General features: G+C 46.9%; 16 protein-coding genes. 4 read left to right on the forward strand and 12 right to left on the reverse strand.

Annotation, left to right across the window (positions count from 1 at the left end; all coding sequences use genetic code 11):
* Positions 1 to 57: 57 nt before the first annotated feature.
* The 3 genes from BLS69_RS18565 to BLS69_RS18575 all read right to left on the reverse strand — a co-directional run bounded on the left by BLS69_RS18565 (position 58) and on the right by BLS69_RS18575 (position 4983).
* On the reverse strand, positions 58 to 1896 hold the full coding sequence (locus BLS69_RS18565) for an ABC transporter ATP-binding protein (protein WP_091034354.1): 1839 nt from the start codon (positions 1894 to 1896) through the stop codon (positions 58 to 60).
* Positions 1877 to 3685 carry an ABC transporter ATP-binding protein gene (locus tag BLS69_RS18570; protein WP_091034361.1) on the reverse strand — a complete coding sequence of 603 codons (1809 nt, stop codon included), beginning with the start codon at positions 3683 to 3685 and terminating at the stop codon, positions 1877 to 1879. Before BLS69_RS18570 ends, BLS69_RS18565 begins: the two co-directional genes overlap by 20 nt.
* A gap of 245 nt (positions 3686 to 3930) precedes the next feature.
* A complete protein-coding gene (locus BLS69_RS18575; RefSeq protein ID WP_249911692.1) occupies positions 3931 to 4983 on the reverse strand; it encodes a CotH kinase family protein in 1053 nt (350 codons plus the stop codon).
* Positions 4984 to 5328: 345 nt separating this feature from the next.
* Here BLS69_RS18575 and BLS69_RS18580 point away from each other — a divergent pair, with 345 nt between their 5' ends.
* From BLS69_RS18580 to BLS69_RS18590, 4 genes are read left to right on the forward strand one after another with little or no spacing between them, the layout of a single operon-like run.
* Complete coding sequence (locus BLS69_RS18580) at positions 5329 to 6066, forward strand: hypothetical protein (RefSeq protein WP_091034368.1); 738 nt, start codon at positions 5329 to 5331, stop codon at positions 6064 to 6066.
* Between the two features lie 52 nt (positions 6067 to 6118).
* The gene (locus BLS69_RS32195) at positions 6119 to 6256 is read left to right on the forward strand and encodes a hypothetical protein (RefSeq protein ID WP_161799422.1); all 138 of its coding nucleotides are present in this window, start codon (positions 6119 to 6121) and stop codon (positions 6254 to 6256) included.
* Complete coding sequence (locus BLS69_RS18585; RefSeq protein WP_091034371.1) at positions 6257 to 7603, forward strand: arsenic transporter; 1347 nt, start codon at positions 6257 to 6259, stop codon at positions 7601 to 7603. It begins immediately after the preceding gene.
* Between the two features lie 13 nt (positions 7604 to 7616).
* A complete protein-coding gene (locus tag BLS69_RS18590) occupies positions 7617 to 8279 on the forward strand; it encodes a DUF2642 domain-containing protein (protein WP_091034374.1) in 663 nt (220 codons plus the stop codon).
* Positions 8280 to 8342: 63 nt separating this feature from the next.
* Here the strand turns inward: BLS69_RS18590 and BLS69_RS18595 are convergent, their stop codons facing one another.
* From BLS69_RS18595 to BLS69_RS18635, 9 genes are all read right to left on the reverse strand, one after another.
* Positions 8343 to 8909 carry a hypothetical protein gene (locus BLS69_RS18595; RefSeq protein ID WP_091034376.1) on the reverse strand — a complete coding sequence of 189 codons (567 nt, stop codon included), beginning with the start codon at positions 8907 to 8909 and terminating at the stop codon, positions 8343 to 8345.
* Between the two features lie 146 nt (positions 8910 to 9055).
* The gene (locus tag BLS69_RS18600; RefSeq protein ID WP_091034379.1) at positions 9056 to 10159 is read right to left on the reverse strand and encodes a toxic anion resistance protein; all 1104 of its coding nucleotides are present in this window, start codon (positions 10157 to 10159) and stop codon (positions 9056 to 9058) included.
* An 11-nt stretch (positions 10160 to 10170) separates the two neighbouring features.
* Positions 10171 to 10923 carry a hypothetical protein gene (locus BLS69_RS18605; RefSeq protein ID WP_091034382.1) on the reverse strand — a complete coding sequence of 251 codons (753 nt, stop codon included), beginning with the start codon at positions 10921 to 10923 and terminating at the stop codon, positions 10171 to 10173.
* 305 nt (positions 10924 to 11228) lie between these two features.
* A complete protein-coding gene (locus BLS69_RS18610) occupies positions 11229 to 12278 on the reverse strand; it encodes an ATP-grasp domain-containing protein (protein WP_091034385.1) in 1050 nt (349 codons plus the stop codon).
* Positions 12279 to 13127, reverse strand: a complete 849-nt coding sequence (locus BLS69_RS18615; RefSeq protein ID WP_091035147.1) for an HAD family hydrolase — start codon at positions 13125 to 13127, stop codon at positions 12279 to 12281.
* Positions 13127 to 14278, reverse strand: coding sequence for a cysteine protease StiP family protein (locus BLS69_RS18620; RefSeq protein ID WP_091034387.1), 1152 nt, complete (start codon positions 14276 to 14278; stop codon positions 13127 to 13129). The genes BLS69_RS18615 and BLS69_RS18620 overlap by 1 nt, the downstream gene beginning before the upstream one ends.
* Positions 14275 to 15570 (reverse strand): phosphoribosyltransferase family protein, encoded by a 1296-nt coding sequence (locus tag BLS69_RS18625; protein ID WP_341131763.1) that lies wholly within the window; start codon positions 15568 to 15570, stop codon positions 14275 to 14277. The genes BLS69_RS18620 and BLS69_RS18625 overlap by 4 nt, the downstream gene beginning before the upstream one ends.
* 67 nt (positions 15571 to 15637) lie before the next feature.
* Entirely contained in the window at positions 15638 to 16858 is a 1221-nt protein-coding gene (locus tag BLS69_RS18630) for an HpcH/HpaI aldolase/citrate lyase family protein (RefSeq protein WP_091035150.1), read from the reverse strand.
* A 191-nt stretch (positions 16859 to 17049) separates the two neighbouring features.
* The gene (locus BLS69_RS18635) at positions 17050 to 18306 is read right to left on the reverse strand and encodes a TerD family protein (RefSeq protein WP_091034393.1); all 1257 of its coding nucleotides are present in this window, start codon (positions 18304 to 18306) and stop codon (positions 17050 to 17052) included.
* Between the last annotated feature and the right edge of the window lies 1 nt (position 18307).

Genomic DNA, 18307 nt, shown 5'->3' on the forward strand with positions numbered 1-18307 from the left:
TGCTCTTTTTACATACCTACAAGTTTTCTAATACATGTCACATAATATCCAAAATGACTACTGTGCCTTTTTACGCAACTGACTGTAATACAGCTCGCTGTAGAAACCGCCTTGTTCCAGCAGCGCATCATGCGAGCCTTGCTCTAGTAGATGCCCATCTTTCAGCACCAGAATTCGGTCGGCCTGGCGGATCGTGTTCAGCCTGTGGGCAATGACAAAGCTGGTACGGCCTTGCATCAGGCGTTGCAGCCCTTCCTGAATTTTGATCTCCGTGACGGTATCAATACTGCTGGTTGCCTCGTCCAGTACGAGTATCGATGGATCTGCCAGAATTGCCCGGGCAATGGCGAGTAATTGCTTCTGCCCCTGACTAATGCCGCTCCCATCGGCCTGGAGCACTTTGTCGTATCCATCCTTCATTCTCACAATGAAGGAATGGGCATTAGCCAGCCGGGAGGCTGCTTCCACCTCTTCATCCGTTGCGTCCAGACGGCCAAATCGAATATTTTCCCGAATCGTACCCTGAAACAGAAATGAATCTTGTAGTACAAATGCCATATGTGACCGCAGATTCTCACGCCGAATGGTGGTCATATCGCGACCATCTACCGTTAATGTGCCACCTGTCGGATCATAGAAACGGGATAATAGCTGAATTAATGTTGTTTTCCCCGCTCCGGTCGGACCCACAAGGGCAATCATCTCACCCGGTTTGGCTTCAAAGCTGATGTCATGCAAAATATTACGTCCTTCATCGTATCCAAAGGATACTTTGTCGAAACGAACGGCTCCCTCCACCTTGTCCAGAGATACCGCTGCCCCTTCATCCTTCGCTTCCTCATCTTCGTCCAGCACCTCGAATACGCGCTCAGCCCCCGCAATTGCGGACAATAACGTATTCCACTGATTCGCCAGATCATTGAGCGGACGGGTGAATTGACGAGCATATTCTACAAAAATAATAATCACCCCGACTGTAACCGAACCCTGAATCGCCAGAATACCACCGATGCCTGCAACAATCGCAAAGCTCAGGTTGTTCAAACCATTCATCAGTTTCGGAATAAATCCGGAGATCGTCTGTGCCCAGAAACCGGAAATCCGGATACGGGTATTCCGTTCCTCAAAACCGCGAATCACCCGCTCCTCTTGGGAGAATGCCTTAATGATCCGCTGACCGGATAATGTCTCTTCGATGTAACCGTTAAGTTCACCGAGATTACGCTGCCGCTCCTTGAAGAGCGGTCCCGTTCTGCGCGTGATCCAGCGCATACCAATGGCCATCAAAGGCACAACGATAAAAGTAAGCAGGGTCAGTAGCGGACTAAGCCAGAGCATAACCCCAAACGTTCCGAGCAGTGTTAATACACTTGAGAAAATCTGGATGGCCGAGCTGTTCAACGTACCGCTGACATTCTCAATATCATTGGTCACCCGACTCATAATCTCACCCTGCTGGCGTTTACCGAAGAATGGAATCGGCAGCTTGTGCAGATGGGAGAACAGATCATACCGCATGCGGAACACGGTCTCCTGTGCAATTTCGATCATCCATATATTTTGTAACCAGGATGTAAGAGAGAACAAGACATACACTGCGGTTAATCCAATCAGAAACCGAGTCCAGCTTGAGTCGGCTTCCCCCGCGATGAAATCATCCACGGCCACCCCTACCATGTAAGGGCCAAGCAAAGCGAGTGCGGAGCTGGCAAACACCATCAACAGTACCATGGACAGCTTGACTTTACGTCGTGCCAGATAGGTCCAGATACGACCTAGCGTACCTGACCAGTTCTTCGCCCGTGCCTTGGGTTTGCGACCACCGCCTGACCGTAACGTCTCAGGATCAATCGGTGGCGGCGGCTGACGGAAAGGCTCAATGAATGCTTTGAACATGCTGTGCACCCTCCCCGTATTGTGATTCATGAATTCGACGATACAGCTCTGACGATTCCATCAGGTCTTCATGTTTTCCCTGTCCAATGAGTTGTCCATCATCAAGCAGCAGAATCAGGTCCGCCGAAGTGGTTGAACTGATCTTCTGGGTGATGATAAACGTGGTACACGACAATTCTTCCAGCGCATCCAGCAGTCTGCCTTCTGTAGCTACATCCAGCGCACTCGTGCTATCGTCCAGAATCAGAATTCTTGGTCTACGTACCAGTGCTCGTGCAATGGAAAGTCGCTGCTTCTGTCCACCGGAGAGATTCACTCCCCGTTGACCCAGCAATGTATCATAACCGTTTGGTAAATTCTCAATCGTTTCATGGATCTGCGCGCGCTTCGCGGCTTCCACGATCTCCTCCAAGGTAGCATCTTCCTGGCCCCAGGCAATATTCTCCCGAATGGAACCGGTAAACAGGACAACCTCCTGAGGCACATAACCAATCGCACCACGCAGCATGGACAGATCCAGCTCTGATGCATCGGCACCATCAATCCGAACCTTTCCTTGATCCTCTGTATATAACCGCGGAATGAGCTGTACAAGCGAAGATTTGCCTGAGCCAGTTGCTCCCATAATGGCAATGCGCTCCCCCGCTTTTGCCGTGAATGTGATGTTATCCAGTACTGTAATTTCACTATTCGGATAACTGAAGCCTACACTGCGGAATTCAACCGCTCCCTGCACAGCGCGCTGTTTCTTCGCTGGATATACAGATTGCGGAAAATGCGAAGAATTCACAGATCCAGCAGATGGTACAGACGCTGATACTGCCTTATTCTGTTCAGTCTCCGATGTATCCTCCGTATTAAACACTTCATTCAGTCGTTGCGCCGAAGCGCTTGCTCTTGAGAAAGTTACCAGAATCCATGACAACGCAGACATGGCACCAATTGTGCGAAGCAGGTAGTTAATGACGGCGACCACTTCACCCACGGTTGCATTACCGGAGGCAATGTCGACTCGTCCAAACCATAACACGGCGATGATACAAACGTTCATCATCAGCAGCATGAACGGCATCGTGGTCTCCGTCAGGCGCAGCGCGGAGATTGTGCCTTTCATCAGCTTGCCGCTGAATCCGGCAAAGCGTTCGATCTCATGGCCCATCCGTACGAAAACACGGATCAGCCGAATGCCTGTCAGATTCTCCTGGATGACTCCATTGACGGCATCCAGTCTGCGCTGCACATTGCGGAACAGCAGCGCTGCCTTTTTGATCATCCACACTACAACAATGAGCAGTACAGGCACCATGACAACCAACAGCAGACCCAACCTCGGGTTCACGATCACTGCCATAATCATGCTACCAATCACCACCAGGGGCACACGTGTCATGAATCGCAAACTCATGAAGACGGTGTCCTGAACCTGGGTCACGTCCCCCGTTAATCGGGTAATCAGGGACGATGTCGCGAACCGGTTAAAGACAGCATAAGAGAACGTTTGCACTTTCTCATACAACTTCTCCCGCAGATCGTATCCGAACCCCAAGCTCGCATGGGATGCAAAGAACGAACTCGCAATTCCGGCAGCAAAAGCCACAACAGCACTGCCGACCAGCACGCCACCCCATAACCAGACGACAGACAAGTCTCCCTGTTGAATGCCGTTATCAATGATCTTGGAGATCAGATAAGGCTGAGCCAGCTCCACCGCAAGCTCAATTAACATCATGACCAGGGCTGCAATCGCGGCAACTCGGTACTTCTTCAAGTAGTACAACAGCTTGATCATAAGCATTCCTCCGGCTCGGAGCACCCTAAACCGATAACACGTTCCAGCTCAGAGCCTCCATTAGACATGTTGTTTTCTCCACAGCGTCCAATATGTAATCATTTCTATGTACACATATGGTTATTATAGCGTATTTTACAATGCCGCTTCTATTCTTATTACCCTACTTTTCCCAATACAATAAACTTCTCATCATTTTGGCAGTAAAAAAAGGAAGGTCTCCCTTCCCCACGCTAGTTAAGTGCTTACAGCTGACGTAGTTTTTCACTTAGATGCTCCCGACGTTTCACCACATATTCGCGAATTCTTTCCGGTTCACCTGCAAATACATCCATGGGCCATTTCATGTAAGGATCTTTGTTGACATCTTCACGAATCTCATTGTGCAATCGATGGACTAGAGGCATAATTCGCTTCTCTGTAAAAGCATTCATCAGATGCTGCCGCATCAGCTTCTTATATTGTTGACGGAAACTGCGAAATGCCAGCAATCGTCCGGTAAGTCTGTTATACCCCTGAATACGAACAAGATTGGGGTCAACTCGTGTTCCATAACAGTTCCTCCCCCAAGTACCCTCATAATCCCAAGGCAGGATACCGTATTTCCCACTTTTGATTTTCTCATACCATGTGTAATTCTGATGAAATCCATCGAAGTTCCCTGTGAGCACAGCTCCACTTAACCAGCGTAAATAATTGTCCGTATCCACCCTCGACTGTAAAAAACGAAACAATTCCAGCTTGGACTTTGTGTTCAACTGCTGAATAAAATTACGCAGTCTTGTGCGGTCCACATCTTTGCCCCGAATTAAGCTGTACCCAGATAATAGATCGGTACTTGTTGAAGAGGTATCCGAATTTATCGTAAAACCAGCATGATCATTCACTGCATAGAAGATACTGCGCACAGGGATTTTCCTTTGGCGAAAAAAGAAGGATTTCACCCCTTCAATCCGCAGGTATACACCCAAAAGCTGCCCGTTCAGATAGAGTACGCAGTGTTGTGTAGACGGTGCGGGTACACGAATCGACTCAAAAAACCGAAAAGAAAGTGCATTGCGCAGCAACGAAGGATCATCATACTCCGCATTAAAATGATACGTCCGGCTGGCTGTACGAATCTCAAATGATTTTTTGGGATAACCGCGTGTATGTCCTCCCCGGTATCGAAGCCGGATCGGAAACGGCTTGCCGTCCATCTGCATCGTGCTGTTTACAAACGTCTCTGACCATATATTGGACGTTAACTGTTGATATTCGGTTGGAGACAAGCTGATATGGTAGACAGGTAGAGCCATTTCCATCCGCCTTTCGAATACCTGTAAGATTCGCCCGTAGGCTCTTACACCATCCTATGCAGATGCACAGAAAGTCGTACGGGCGAATGCACACTCCTGATACTTATCACATCCGAATTCACTTGTCATAATGCGGAATAACCGAGTTATTAATCTATAAATATACATAAATTCTAATAGATTATAGCCAAAATAATATAAATATAGTTAACTGGCTAGTCCCTCCAAGAGGCATGTCACATATGCTTAAACTACAGACAGACACGAATGACGAATGGAAGGGATCACAATCACATCCACCATTTTTGTCCATCTGAACTTATATCATGGAAGGGGTCAAACACAATGTCTATGAATGGTCAAGGAATGAGAGGTTTGTTGGGAAGAGAGATTAAGATTAACCGGGGAGGACCTGATTCAGTACAAGGTACACTTACGGACGTACGCTGGGACTATATGGCAATGAATTGCAAAGAAGGGATTGTCTACGTTAATGAATCACATGTCAAAAGTATAACAGATACAGGTCGTTCCGGTGGTAACCGAAATGCAGCCATGGGGAACCCAATTCCTTCCAATACGTTTCTGGGCGTAATGCAAGCACTCCGCTTCCGCCGTGTTCAGATTAACCGGGGAGGACCTGAAAAAGTCGAAGGCATCCTGGCCGATGCCAACCAGAACCAATTGATCATGGCTTTGAAAAATCAGGAGATTGTTCGTATTCCGATGCAACATGTGAAATCTGTATCCCTCGTACGTGGTGGTGGGAACAACAACAACAACAACAATAACAATAACAGTAGTAATACAAGTCAAGGGAACCAAGCAGCCCAAGGTAATCAGGCGGCTCAAGGCAACCAGTCGCGTGGCAACCGTTCTCAAGGGAACCAAGCAGCTCAAGGGAACCAATCCCAGGGTAATAAGTCCGGCGGCAACAAGTCACGGAACAATCAAGGCAATCGTTCTCAGGGGCAACGAGTTCAAGGCAACCAATCCCAAGGAAATAAATCTGGTGGTAACAAGTCGCGAGGCAATCAAGGCAACCAGTCCCGTGGCAACAAATCCGGCGGTAAAAAGAAGTAACTGAAATAAACTGAAAACTAAGTTATTTACCAGCTTAAAGGGGGGAATTATCATGTTGATCTTCGTCGCATTAGTCTTGATTGGTGTGCCTTTTTACTGGATCGTTGCACCGGGAAGGCCCACTCCATCCCATGAACATCTGCTTCAGGCTTCGTCAGGACTTCTCCCCCTGGGAGGTGAATCACAGTAAATGCCTGACTACCAGTTGTGGTTAACCTTCGGGGTCTTTATCATCACTGTCATTTTCCTGATGTGGCGTCCTGGCGGATTGAATGAATCTATACCCACCTCGCTTGGCGCCCTTCTTCTTATTTTAACTGGAGTGAGCAGCTATGCTCACATTGTTGGAATCTTCGGGATCGTATCTGGTGCAGCCGTAACAATTCTCTCTACCATTGTCATGTCGATTATTCTAGATAGCATCGGTTTTTTTCGCTGGATCGCTTTGAATATGATTGAGAAAGCGAGAGGTTCCGGCTTTCGATTGTTCTGGCTAATTCTATTACTTTGTTTTCTCATGACCATCTTCTTCAACAATGATGGCAGCATTCTGATCACAACTCCGATTATTATTCGAATCTGTTCTATACTTCGTCTGAAAATGCATCAACAGTTGCCCTACCTGATCTCCGGTGCCCTCATCGCTACGGCTTCCAGTGCGCCAATTGGACTTAGTAATCTGGCTAACCTGATTGCTTTGCAAATGGTTGGCTTAAATCTGAATACTTATACTCAGATGATGTTTGTGCCATCCATGCTTGCGATTATGGTGATGACCGTACTGCTATTCTATTATTTTCGCAGAAGTATTCCCAAAGTTATTCATCATTTCCCTGTATCCCTGCAGCCTTCATCAGGTTCAGGATATCATCCGCTACAGACAACTGAATCCGAGAATAAAGTAGACTGGTGGTTGTTCCGTGTCTGTATTGGTATCGTTGTCTTTATCCGTGCAGGATATTTTCTAGCTGAGCAAGTCGGTATACGCATGGAGGTAGTTGCAATCACTGGTGTTATTCTCATGCTCGCTGTGCGTTGGTATCGCACTCGGACTGGACTCAAAGATGTGATAACACAAACGCCTTGGCACATTCTACTCTTTGCCTTCAGTATTTATGTTATTGTAGATAGTCTTCACCGCGCAGGTATGACCGCATCGATCATTCAGTGGATGAAACCGATAATAGAAGGAGGAAATGCCAGCATCATTGCTGTGTCGGGGTTAATGCTCACTCTGCTTTCCAATCTATTCAACAATTTGCCCTCCGTCATGATTGGGACCTTTGCTGTTACAGATCTTCCACTAAGTGAATCTCAAATGCATCTTGCATATCTTGCGAACATTCTGGGAAGTGATATCGGAGCCTTGCTGACGCCTATTGGCACCTTGGCAACGTTAATTTGGATGTATATATTAAAGACCCATTATATTCGAATCTCCTGGAAACAGTATATGAAAGTTACCTTTATTGTGATACCAATCAGTCTAATTGTTAGCCTAATTTCACTCTATATTTGGACATCTATTCTCTATTGAGAGGAGGAATACTGTGGAACTTCTTACGCATTGGCTGGGTAAATCCGTCGAATTGGAGCTATCTGGCTGTAAACTACCGATCCAGGGTGAGATCATTGATGTAGGCCAGGATCTGATTGTAGTCTACGGAAACCAGCGATTTGTTTATATTCCACTTCATCATGTTCAATCCATGCATGTCGGCACAGCAGATGATTCAAGTATGATTGTGCCAACACCTGACCCCGAGATGGATCACACCAACATCTCTTACCGCAAAATACTGATGAATGCCCGTGGACGATTTAGTGAAATCTCCATCGGAGGAAAAACATTGCATGGGTATATTACCAATATTATGAATGACTACTTTATGTTCTACTCTCCGTTATATCATTCTATCTATGTTTCCATTAATCATCTGAAATATATTATTCCTTCTCCTACTAACAGCACACCCTACTCCCTTAGTAAACAACATTTCCCTATGCAACCCTCATCCATGTCACTCTCCCGTACACTTGATCAGCAACTTCATAAAATGATAGGTGAACTTGTTGTACTCAACCTCGGTTGCAAGCCTTACCGAGCAGGCTTATTGAAGAGTGCAGATAGCCACTTGCTTGCGTTGGTAGAAGCAGATGGAACTTCTTTAATTATGCATACCGATCATATCCAAACCATTCATCTCCCTTGAGTATCAAAACAACACAAAGGTTCATCTGCCTATGGCTGATGAACCTTTTTTCAACTTTACATCCTACCATCTTCTACGTCCACGCTCACCCCGCCAGTCATCATTCAACTCGCCCAGGCGATCGTACGTCTCTTTATATATCCGAATCACGGCCTGAACTTTGATAAAATCGGTATCCTCAGGTCCAAGTCCTTCCATAAACATTCTCTGAATGATCTGTTGGAAGAATTGCACTCTGGCCTCAATCTGTTCTTGCTCAAGCTGTAATATGTCTTCGAAACTGTGGTTCCCTATGTAATCCATCAACTCATCATCATGACTGGAATAATCTGCGTTTCTTCGATCTGCAACCCATTCATCCGGCTCATTGGACTGGAGGTTAACACTGGTGCGCAATTGTGATAAGATGATTTTCTCTTTGGCCAACATGACATGAAAATCTTTGTTACGGAGCAGTTCAGACACAATCAGACTGCACATTTCACGATTTTGAATTAGTATGCCGTCAAATGGATGCAGTGTCCACTCCCCGTTTGCATAATACAGGTTAAAGTTAAAGAACTCACTGCCATATTTGTATTGAATATTAATCTTGGTCTCATCAATAATCTCAAATGAAAAGTCCAGCATGTTCAGCAAGCTCCTTCGCACAACCCCAGATTTTAGCTATATTCTATCAAATAAATGAAACAAAGAGACGCACTCAGCGTCCCTCGTAGAAAATAAATACATGTAGCAATCTTGATACGATATACAGCGAGTCTTACCCTATTACCCTAATCCAAGAAAGATCCTAATGCGCTGGAATCCGGTTTATTTTTCTCCGGAATAGCAGGAGCCTTCGGCCCTTCCAGACCCAGTCGATCACTCATTTTGGCGTTAAGAGTTGTCATCTTGTTGGTATAGTCATTACAGCTCTCGATGATCCGGCGATTAGACTGCTCGGACAGATCCAGCGCAGACATCAGATCACCCATCGCCTGATTGACCGCTTCAAGAGACATGGCCGGTTTGGACAACAGTTCATTCGTTTTCTCTGTTGTTGTCTTCAACAACCTGGCGTTCTCCTTGAATTGATCTTCAATCGTCTTATTCGTAGCTTCCACAGCAGAAATGACCTTCTCCTGATCATTAAGAGCCATAGCAATCATGGCCGAAACGGTGATCAGATTCGCTGTTTTATCAATGGCGTTATTAACGGAATCAATCAGCTTGTCATTGTTATCATTAATAATGTCGGTAGCTGCGATCGCCTGATTGTACAGCATGATCATCTCTGTCATGGATTGGGTACGTGTTACCACTTTGCGCAACCCACGCTCCAGATGTGCTTTACGATTCTCGTTCTCAGGCTTGGCAATCTCGGTTTCAAACAATGCTTTCAACTGATTACCGAAGGAAATTTTGGTCTGCAGATTGTAAATCTCCTGAATGGAAGAACGTTTCAATTGACGCATGTTCACGATGCTTTCTTCCAGGTTGTCCTTGCCGTCCCGCAACCCGTTAATGATGGCATCAATGTTCGTGCGAACGGATTGATAACGGTATACATAGTTTTTCAGCGGGCTTTTACGTAACAACTTCCCGACAAAACTCACATTTTTACTCTGCTGCAAACTCTCACATTCATCACGGAGCTTCAGGATCATGTTGGATACCTCTGCCCGATTCCCGGACATCAGTTCATTGACTGGACGATCAAGCAGCTTGAGAGTCTGTCCTGCTCTCTCTTGTGTTTTCACCCCCAACTTGCCGATATCATCCATTAAGGTATCCAGGTGAGCCGGATCACTTTGGGACACTTTCTGAATAAGCTGCGTTGCTTCCTGATTAATCCGTTGCTCATCTTCCTGCTTCAACTGAGCCCATTCCGTTGCCATGCCAATCCCTCCTATAATTCAGAGCTGTTATACCGTTGATGTATTAGTTCCGCTTTGTTCTGAAGCTCCATTAAGTCTTTATGTTCAATCGTTGATACAATATCCGATATCTTGGAATCTACGTCTCGAAGACCATTCAGCAGCATACGCCGATTATTGCGTTTGGCTTCTCCACTTAAACGCAGAAATGGATTAATAAAACCGTTCAGGTCTTTCAAAATCAGTCTGCGCACCGTATGGTTAATATCCCCGTTGTTTAACTCCTGAAGGGAAGGAATCACACGCTGAAGACGGGCAAACAACGCCAATGATTTCTCCACGATCTCATTATCCAGCTCGTTCTTCTGACCTTCAGAGATGATCATATCCTCCAGAACCTCCAGGTATTCAATCACTGGATCAAATACAGGATCTGGTTCGGTGCGGGAAGGCTTCGCTTGTTCTGAACCCGCATGTTGTGCGGGAGTGGAGCTCGAATGGGGCTGAGCCAGAGAAGCTTCTCTTGCCCCTGTTGGCACTGTGCTTGGCGCTTGTCCACCATTCAAGCGGGATGGTTCGTTGCCGATATCTGTAATGGGTACAGGGGCTGATGACGAACCTTCGACCTGTGTGCGTGGTGTGGAACGTGAAGGAATCAGTCCCCCGACCACAGTTGCCAGTGCCGGAATTGCCCACGTGATGACATCCGGTAGAAAGGGACTCGAAATTGCCGCGAGACCATAACCGACCAATGCGCCTATACCTATCTTCGTTTTCCGTAACATTACTTGTCCTCCTGCCTTAACAACACATACAGTGCATATTCAAAAAGTCTGGTTTTCAGTACCGAGAAGATGGAATGAAGATAGAAATGGAGTAGCGGAGCGTAGGAAAACTACGTGAGCAACCACAATGTTTCCATAGGAAACATACTTCGTAAGCCTCCCGCTTATTTCGGCTGAATTTCAACTTCGATGCTGATGATGCCATAAGGCATTATTCGTAATCAAAAGTGGACTTTTTGAATAACCTCTCATCCGTATTGTAAAAAAACCATCCAGAAGGTGTCAATGTTGAGGAAAATTCTCAGCTAGACGTGGTGTACTCCGCTTACCTTCTGAACGTCGATTATAAATGGCTGTTCGATATGACTTCCCAGTATGCCAAACTTCGGATGAAGTGGTCCAATATCATGGCCAAGTGCAGACTTGACCGCAAGATAAGGGAAGTTCACGCCGGACAGACAAGACATGTGCAACCCACCCGACATACGCGGATTGATCTCCAGCAGCTTCGGTGTATCCTTGCGATATTTCATCTGAATATTAAAATTATAAGGAATCCGATATACCTCTGCCACATTGCGGGCAATCGCCAGCAATTCCTCGTTTTCTTCAAGCAAACGCAAACGTCCTCTTTCTTTTCTACGTGGAATAGCCGTTAATAGTTTCCCATTGCGGTCCGAAAGACAATCAATGCTGTATTCATATCCTTCCAGTACCTCCATCACCATGACGTTGGGAAAGGACGGAGCAGAAGAGAACGCACGCAGGGCATCTTCATACGAAATGGAGTTAAGCGCGTATCCGAACAACTCCTGCAACGGATCACGCTCATTGTTGATCACCCGGAATCCCATGCCGCCCTCACCATTACATGGTTTGAAGCATACATCATGTCCACGTGCACGCAGCGCCTCATAGGCATGCTGGAATTGTGCAGCATTACTGACCGTGAAATAATCCGGAATCTCCATAATGCCTTTCTCACGCACCGATTCATAGAACCGGTCTTTCTCCATCAATTGTTCCAGCAATTCCGTGTCCGAGCATACGATAACCCGTGTACCGATCTCTTCGAACAGGGAGATATGTCTGCTGATGTCCAGCATGTTCCAGCGTGGAATAAACACATCAATCTGATGACGACGGCAAAAGTCGAGGCAAAAATCAACATATTCCCGGCCCGTTACACGCGGTTCAACTTCCGCAACATCACAGCCCTGTAATGCCATATGTCCCGGATCAGGATGAGTACCGTAGATCTCAAATTCCATGCCGTCCTCATTGTCCCGAATCGCATTCATATAATGATACGTTACAGAGAACCAACGGTTGAAGTAAATCTTCATTTTTTTCATTTATACGGTCTCCCTTATCTCGGCATGGTCTATCTGGGTCTGTTGATCGTTATGAATACGGTGGACGTAATCGAGAATCTCATCTGCTGCAAAAGCACCGAATTGTTTCGTAAATTGATACGGTACTTGCTCAGGTACACGCTGTCTCTCCACATGTAACTCTCCGTGGGACGGAGCAATAGCATGCTGCGCAAAGTCCAGCAAACAGCGATCCAGCAAGGAATCGCCCGAAGCAATTACAGGCACATCGCCAATGCGTTGCCTAATGTGCTCCACTGCAGCTCGTTTGTTCACGGCCGAAGGTACCAGATAGAGCTTCCGACCCTGAATCGAACTCTCCCATCCAAGCGTCTCTAACACCCGAATCTTGTCCGCAATGCGCTCCATAGGAAGCTTGTCACGTTCGATCAGCAATGCAAAGAACAGCTCATCACACAATCGCTGATTAATCACCCATTCCGGGCTCAGTACATCGTCAAACAAATCCAGGATCTCTTCAGGAGTAGCTGCCTGCTGACGAAGCAAAGAACGAATATGCAAGTTCCATTCATCGTCTACCTGACCATCAACAATAATGTTGCCACCATTACTCGTCACCGCATATTTCGGAATACATTCGCTCTGAAAAATATGAATGCGCCGGTACTGCTCCACGGTACGTGTCGTCACAGGCATAAATACAATGTCTTGTGGCAAAGACTGCAACCGCTCCAGTGCATATGCTGACATAAAAGCGGACAACTTGCCGTTAATCCACTCTGCGGGAACAAGTCCCGGTGTATCTTCGGGAATACGGAGCGCACGACGGGAGTACACCAGCGTCTGGTCCAGATCACTTGCGTAGATCATCATTCTCCTCCACCTCCCAGGGATTGAATAATGCCACAACAGGAATAGGTTAATCCCGGATATACCTCAACCGGCACATTTCTGTCTCTGGCGAGCATCATGATATGTTGCAAATCCGGATTATCCAGACGGTCCACAAGAATCTTCCAGGGGACGCGACGCAATAACACCCGGGTTGTTTCTCCGATTCCAGGTTTGATCAGATTGATGTTCGCAATGCCAAAGGATTGCTGGATGGACTCGATATCCTGCCAACCTTTCCAGGTAATTTCCGAAGTACCAGTAGCATTGTCCTCCGTTTGAATCTCCGCTAGATCTATCATTTGCTGAAAATGCTGAGCAATAGTATCCACGTATTGGGTCGACACATCCGCAGAGGACCATTCACGATACCATTTGGCCCCGTGAAAATCTGCCGGCCCAATCAGATCAACGCGAAGTACTGTGCGACTCACCAGTCCAGAGACAGTGGAATTCAGACAAGCGCTAGGAATGAGATAATCTTCCCTCGTCCCAAAGGTGCCTGAGCATTGCCCCGGATCGGCCAACACGGCAAGATCATCATCGAGGCTTACACCATAAGTCCGTTCCATTTGGTCACAGGACTCTTTCAGCACTTTGCGAATAGCCCCTTTGCCTGTCCACCCGTCTACAAATTGAATGGCAGTTTCCAGACCATGCTGCTGTAAAATATATAAAATTGCGTTCTCGTCCATACCCTTGCCACGAATAATCGAAATGCTATAATGCGGAATCGTCACCTTGTATTTCAATTCAATATAACGCTTGATCAGGATGCCTACAGGCGTTCCGGCTCGAGCCAGAGATACCAGCACCAGATTCAGTCCCCTGCGCTCTACAATCTTCTCAGCCACAATGGCGGTATGACGAGCGATTCTTGCAGCGGATTGTTCCAGCGTCTGATGGAACAGCTCGATGTATTCTTTTGTGGGCTGATATTCCACGGGCAGCATCTCCGAATAATGAACCCCGGATTGGATCGCTTGCTCCCGTTCACCCGTTCCCTTTTCCAGATCTACATGGCTGATATCCTTCAGTAGGAAAACAACGTCCGATGCAGCATAACTGCCCATCGGTTCGGGAGACTGAATCTCACGTTGTCTGATTAGCTCCAGTGTAGTTAAGTTCATTGCTCGTTGTCCCCTGTCTTCTCTGGCAAGCCGCAATACACAATATGAATGTGTCCGCATCCCAACTGCTCAAGTGCCTTCACCATCGGTTCCATTCGTTCTTCGGACATCTGTCTCTCCAGCAGAACAAAAATCTCATCATATTGTCCCGGGGCGATGTTATAGATAAAGTTACGAACGGATGCGTCTTCCGGTGAGGCATATCCGGCACCACTACGAACAGCATATCCTGGAGCCGGATGTGTATGGATTGGACTGCGGGTAGTCGATTGATACAACACGCCTTCTCCCATCTCGGCAGCAACACGCATTGGAATGTACATGAACTCCCCTGTTCCCATCACCAACGTCCGTTCTCCCTCACGCTGCGACCGAAGTCGTTCTGCGATCCGGCTAATCTCCTGACGTAATACGCCATTATGTCGGGATTGCATACCAAACCTGCCCGTATGCTGGACATAGCTGGCTGTGCTACGTTTACCTTCACCATCCTCCGAAGTGGCATGAAGCTGATGGAAGGCATCTGCAACGATAGAAGTCTGAAGCGTTACGGCAGGATGGGATAGCTGCTCATCTTGCTGTGTTGGTTCCAACTGTGGAGTACCCACCACTTCAATGCGGCCCTTCAACAGGCTTAACGGTGTAATGGTAATTCCCAGTTCAGCTTCCAGCTCGGCAAATCGATTCTCGTCCGCTTCCGTACGCCAGTCCAACAGTGAAGCAATCACATATTGCTTCCGTGGATATCTGGCCTGAATATCCCGAATGATATTCAACGTGGTTTTACCGGTCGTAATCTCGTCATCCACCAGAACAATCGGGCCCTCTCCTGCAAAGGCTTCATGATCCAGCGCATAACAACGATGAGCCATCGCGTGGGAATGTTCTTCTTCAAATTGAATATCTGGATGCATCGCTGGAACATATTCGCGAGTGGTGTGAATATAGGAAGCTTGATCAGCAAACATCTCATACATGCTGTGGCCCAGCGCTGTAGCGGTCTCGGCAAAACCAACAAAACGAATTATTTCCGGCAAACTCAAGCTTTCTTGCAACAGCATGTTGTACACTTGCCGGGCTTGCTTGGGATCAATCAATCCTTCGACCATTTCCCGTTTCCACTCGGTGATCTGAACTTTCGTCTCTTCCGTCTTTTCAGTCAGGTGCTCATATAACAGAACAGCCAATGCCGCGCCGCTCAGAAGCGAGGTATACGGGTTAACCGGGATGTGCTTGCCCAGCAGTCTGCTTACAAACAGAAATGAACGTTTCTTATTGATTCGTGCGGCCATGGAAAATAGAGATTCTAGTGGAAGTTGCAGCGGGTTATGTGTAACCTGAACGTTCAGACTGAATTGATCAAGAATTGGGAACGTAGTTATGTTGTTGCTCATGCTTGGGCAAGAGCCCGACAAAATGCTGCTGTTCATGTAACACCCCATATATTTGTGATCGGATTAGAATTCGATTCGCCCAGCTCAAGTGTGGTTTAATCTCATTCATTTTGTTATAGTAATTACTTTTGAACACACCCAGGCTACCGTCATTACGGGCGATGATGTCTTGTGCATCGGAATATTCCTCATGTGTAACAACGTACATCGCTTGTACGGGCTTAATATGAGAAGGATGAATGATCGTTTTGCCTACAATTCCATTTTCCTTGTCCATCATGACTTCACGCATCAATCCATCCATTGTGTTCGTAATATATTTCATTCTCAGATGCAGCCCTGATTTGCCAAGGGTTTCTTCGAATGGAGTCTGTCGTAATTGAGGTTTGAACACGCGCTCCCGCTGACTGAAATATTCCCAGACAGGACCCGAGATCACATACGGCTTGTCCATCCGACCAAACAGATTGATAATATCCGAGATGCAGTCACGGATCGTGGCGATATCGTATATGGTCAATTCCGGGCTTCGGCGTAGTCCAAAAAGGCTGGAGAAATCGGTCGCGCCAATGCGTACATTGAGTACATATTCAACATTTTCATCGAGGATGTTTCGAAGGCCCAGTAAGGTCTCCCAACGTGTCTCCCGATATATAATTGAAGCCGTTTCCAATATAGGCATTCCATAGAGAACGGGATAATGATCCGGTTTCCGTTGATTATACTTGCGGATCTGGTCAAAATAAGCTCTTCCATTGTCCACGCAAAACTTGGGCAATGCCACGCCTGTCAGCATGGACACCAGTTCTCCCAACGTATCAATGAGACGTTCCAACTGTTGTGGTGAACGTACACGAGCAAACAGAAGAGGCATTTGATCCTGACTCAGCATGCCTGTCTCCATATAAGTCATCAGTTGAGTTAGATGCTGTACCAGACACTGCTCGGCAAACTCTACTTGGTCGTCACCCACAGCGTCCTCCAGATCAATAATAATGGTCGTCAGACCCTCATGTTTACCATTCATAATGTCGTCCGCGATATGTGTGCGCGTCGCGGGCATATATAAAGCAGCCCCAACAGCATATGCCAGTAGATCTTTGGATGTCCGGTGATTGAACGAGACGGGTGAAGAGAAAAATAAAGTATCTTCTTCTTCCAGACTCAAAAAGTTAAAATATTTCAGGATTGTCTCCTCCTCGCACCTTTGGCAATAGCCAATCTGCAATAGTTGATTCCAGCTGTCGGGGCATAAAAACCAATCCCTCCTTAGTCTGGAGGGATTGATGGTCTATTATCGAGGATAACGTTGGTCAACAGTATCCTTGCAATGGTGCTGACCGATACAGCGTTTATATATTGAATAAATACAAATGATTACTTTCTTCCCGCAACCCACTGCATTCCCCAATCATGAGCCTCGTCCAACGCCTGATGCCCATTATAGAACTGCACGATTCGTTCAATACTGAATGTCTCATTGTTCACATTGCGTAACATCGCGATACCACACATGCCAAGCGGGCTCCCGTATTCATTCATTCGGACAATGATATCCGGGCCGTCCTTCTGCTGGATAGTTACCACACCGTCTACTTGAGACCAGTTGGCCACACCACCATAAATATAGGTGAATACCAAGATGCGCTCAATTTCCGAGATACGGGCACCATTAATCCGCAGATTCTCTCCCGTCTTAACCGATCCCGTCCGGTCATCCCCATCCAGTGCAATGTAAGGGAAACGGTTCAGTGAACCAAACGTTTGTCCCAAGGCCTGAATCACATCTCGTGTACCATCCTTCATCTCGAACAGGCAGCCCAAGTCCAGATCCACACTCTTGCTGCGACCAAATAACCCTTTGCTACCCTGTTGATTCCAGTTGAGGTTAATCAGGATTTCACCAAGTCCCCCCGCATTTTTCTTGAGGTTAATGGTGTCCCCCTTCTTCTTCAATTCAATTTTGCTGAAATTGATCGAATTCACAGGAGAAGGCGTCGGTTCTGGTGCGGGCACCGGGGGTGGTGGAGTCGGTAAAGCTGTCGGAGGAACGGTTGAAGTCGTTGGTGCAGGGTCCGATCCACCATCCACATCCACACCAAAGTTAGCGCAGAGTGCATCCAAACCACCTGCAAAACCCGACCCTATCGCATTGAACTTCCATTCTCCGTTATGACGATACAATTCACCGATGACAATCGCGGTCTCTACTGTAAAACCGCTTCCCAGATCATATCTCATCACTTCCTGACCTGTAGCTGCATTGGCAAACCGTAGAAAACCATGCTGAACCTGTCCAAAATGATGGCGTCGTGCTTCCCCATCATGAATCGTCAGACTGAAGGCGATTTTCTCAATTCGGGCAGGGATTTTGCCAAGATCAATGGCGAATTGTTTCTTCTCGCCACCAACCTGTCCACCATCCATATACGTGATGAACGAGGTAGAGGGCTGATTATAAAAGATAAAATCCTCATCTCCAGCCACTTTATTGTCTGAACCCAGAAGGAATGCTGATGTGTCCAGCTCCACACCCGAGGCTGCCTCCCAACCAATGCCTACCGTTAGACGGGACAAGCCCGGATTGGTTTTGGTCAGATCACTCTTCTGGCCTTTCACGACAGAAATTGCCATA

Origin of the sequence: Paenibacillus sp. CF095 (genome assembly GCF_900101225.1) — a bacterium.
Taxonomy (GTDB): Bacteria; Bacillota; Bacilli; order Paenibacillales; family Paenibacillaceae; genus Paenibacillus.

Bases quoted from the DNA above. Each gene is read 5' to 3' on its own strand.
- BLS69_RS18565 (WP_091034354.1), bottom strand. From the start codon at position 1,896: ATGTTCAAAGCATTCATTGAGCCTTTCCGTCAGCCGCCGCCACCGATT.
- BLS69_RS18570 (WP_091034361.1), bottom strand. From the start codon at position 3,685: ATGATCAAGCTGTTGTACTACTTGAAGAAGTACCGAGTTGCCGCGATT.
- BLS69_RS18575 (WP_249911692.1), bottom strand. From the start codon at position 4,983: ATGGCTCTACCTGTCTACCATATCAGCTTGTCTCCAACCGAATATCAA.
- BLS69_RS18580 (WP_091034368.1), top strand. From the start codon at position 5,329: ATGTCTATGAATGGTCAAGGAATGAGAGGTTTGTTGGGAAGAGAGATT.
- BLS69_RS32195 (WP_161799422.1), top strand. From the start codon at position 6,119: ATGTTGATCTTCGTCGCATTAGTCTTGATTGGTGTGCCTTTTTACTGG.
- BLS69_RS18585 (WP_091034371.1), top strand. From the start codon at position 6,257: ATGCCTGACTACCAGTTGTGGTTAACCTTCGGGGTCTTTATCATCACT.
- BLS69_RS18595 (WP_091034376.1), bottom strand. From the start codon at position 8,909: ATGCTGGACTTTTCATTTGAGATTATTGATGAGACCAAGATTAATATT.
- BLS69_RS18600 (WP_091034379.1), bottom strand. From the start codon at position 10,159: ATGGCAACGGAATGGGCTCAGTTGAAGCAGGAAGATGAGCAACGGATT.
- BLS69_RS18605 (WP_091034382.1), bottom strand. From the start codon at position 10,923: ATGTTACGGAAAACGAAGATAGGTATAGGCGCATTGGTCGGTTATGGT.
- BLS69_RS18610 (WP_091034385.1), bottom strand. From the start codon at position 12,278: ATGAAAAAAATGAAGATTTACTTCAACCGTTGGTTCTCTGTAACGTAT.
- BLS69_RS18615 (WP_091035147.1), bottom strand. From the start codon at position 13,127: ATGATCTACGCAAGTGATCTGGACCAGACGCTGGTGTACTCCCGTCGT.
- BLS69_RS18620 (WP_091034387.1), bottom strand. From the start codon at position 14,278: ATGAACTTAACTACACTGGAGCTAATCAGACAACGTGAGATTCAGTCT.
- BLS69_RS18625 (WP_341131763.1), bottom strand. From the start codon at position 15,570: ATGGCCGCACGAATCAATAAGAAACGTTCATTTCTGTTTGTAAGCAGA.
- BLS69_RS18635 (WP_091034393.1), bottom strand. From the start codon at position 18,306: ATGGCAATTTCTGTCGTGAAAGGCCAGAAGAGTGATCTGACCAAAACC.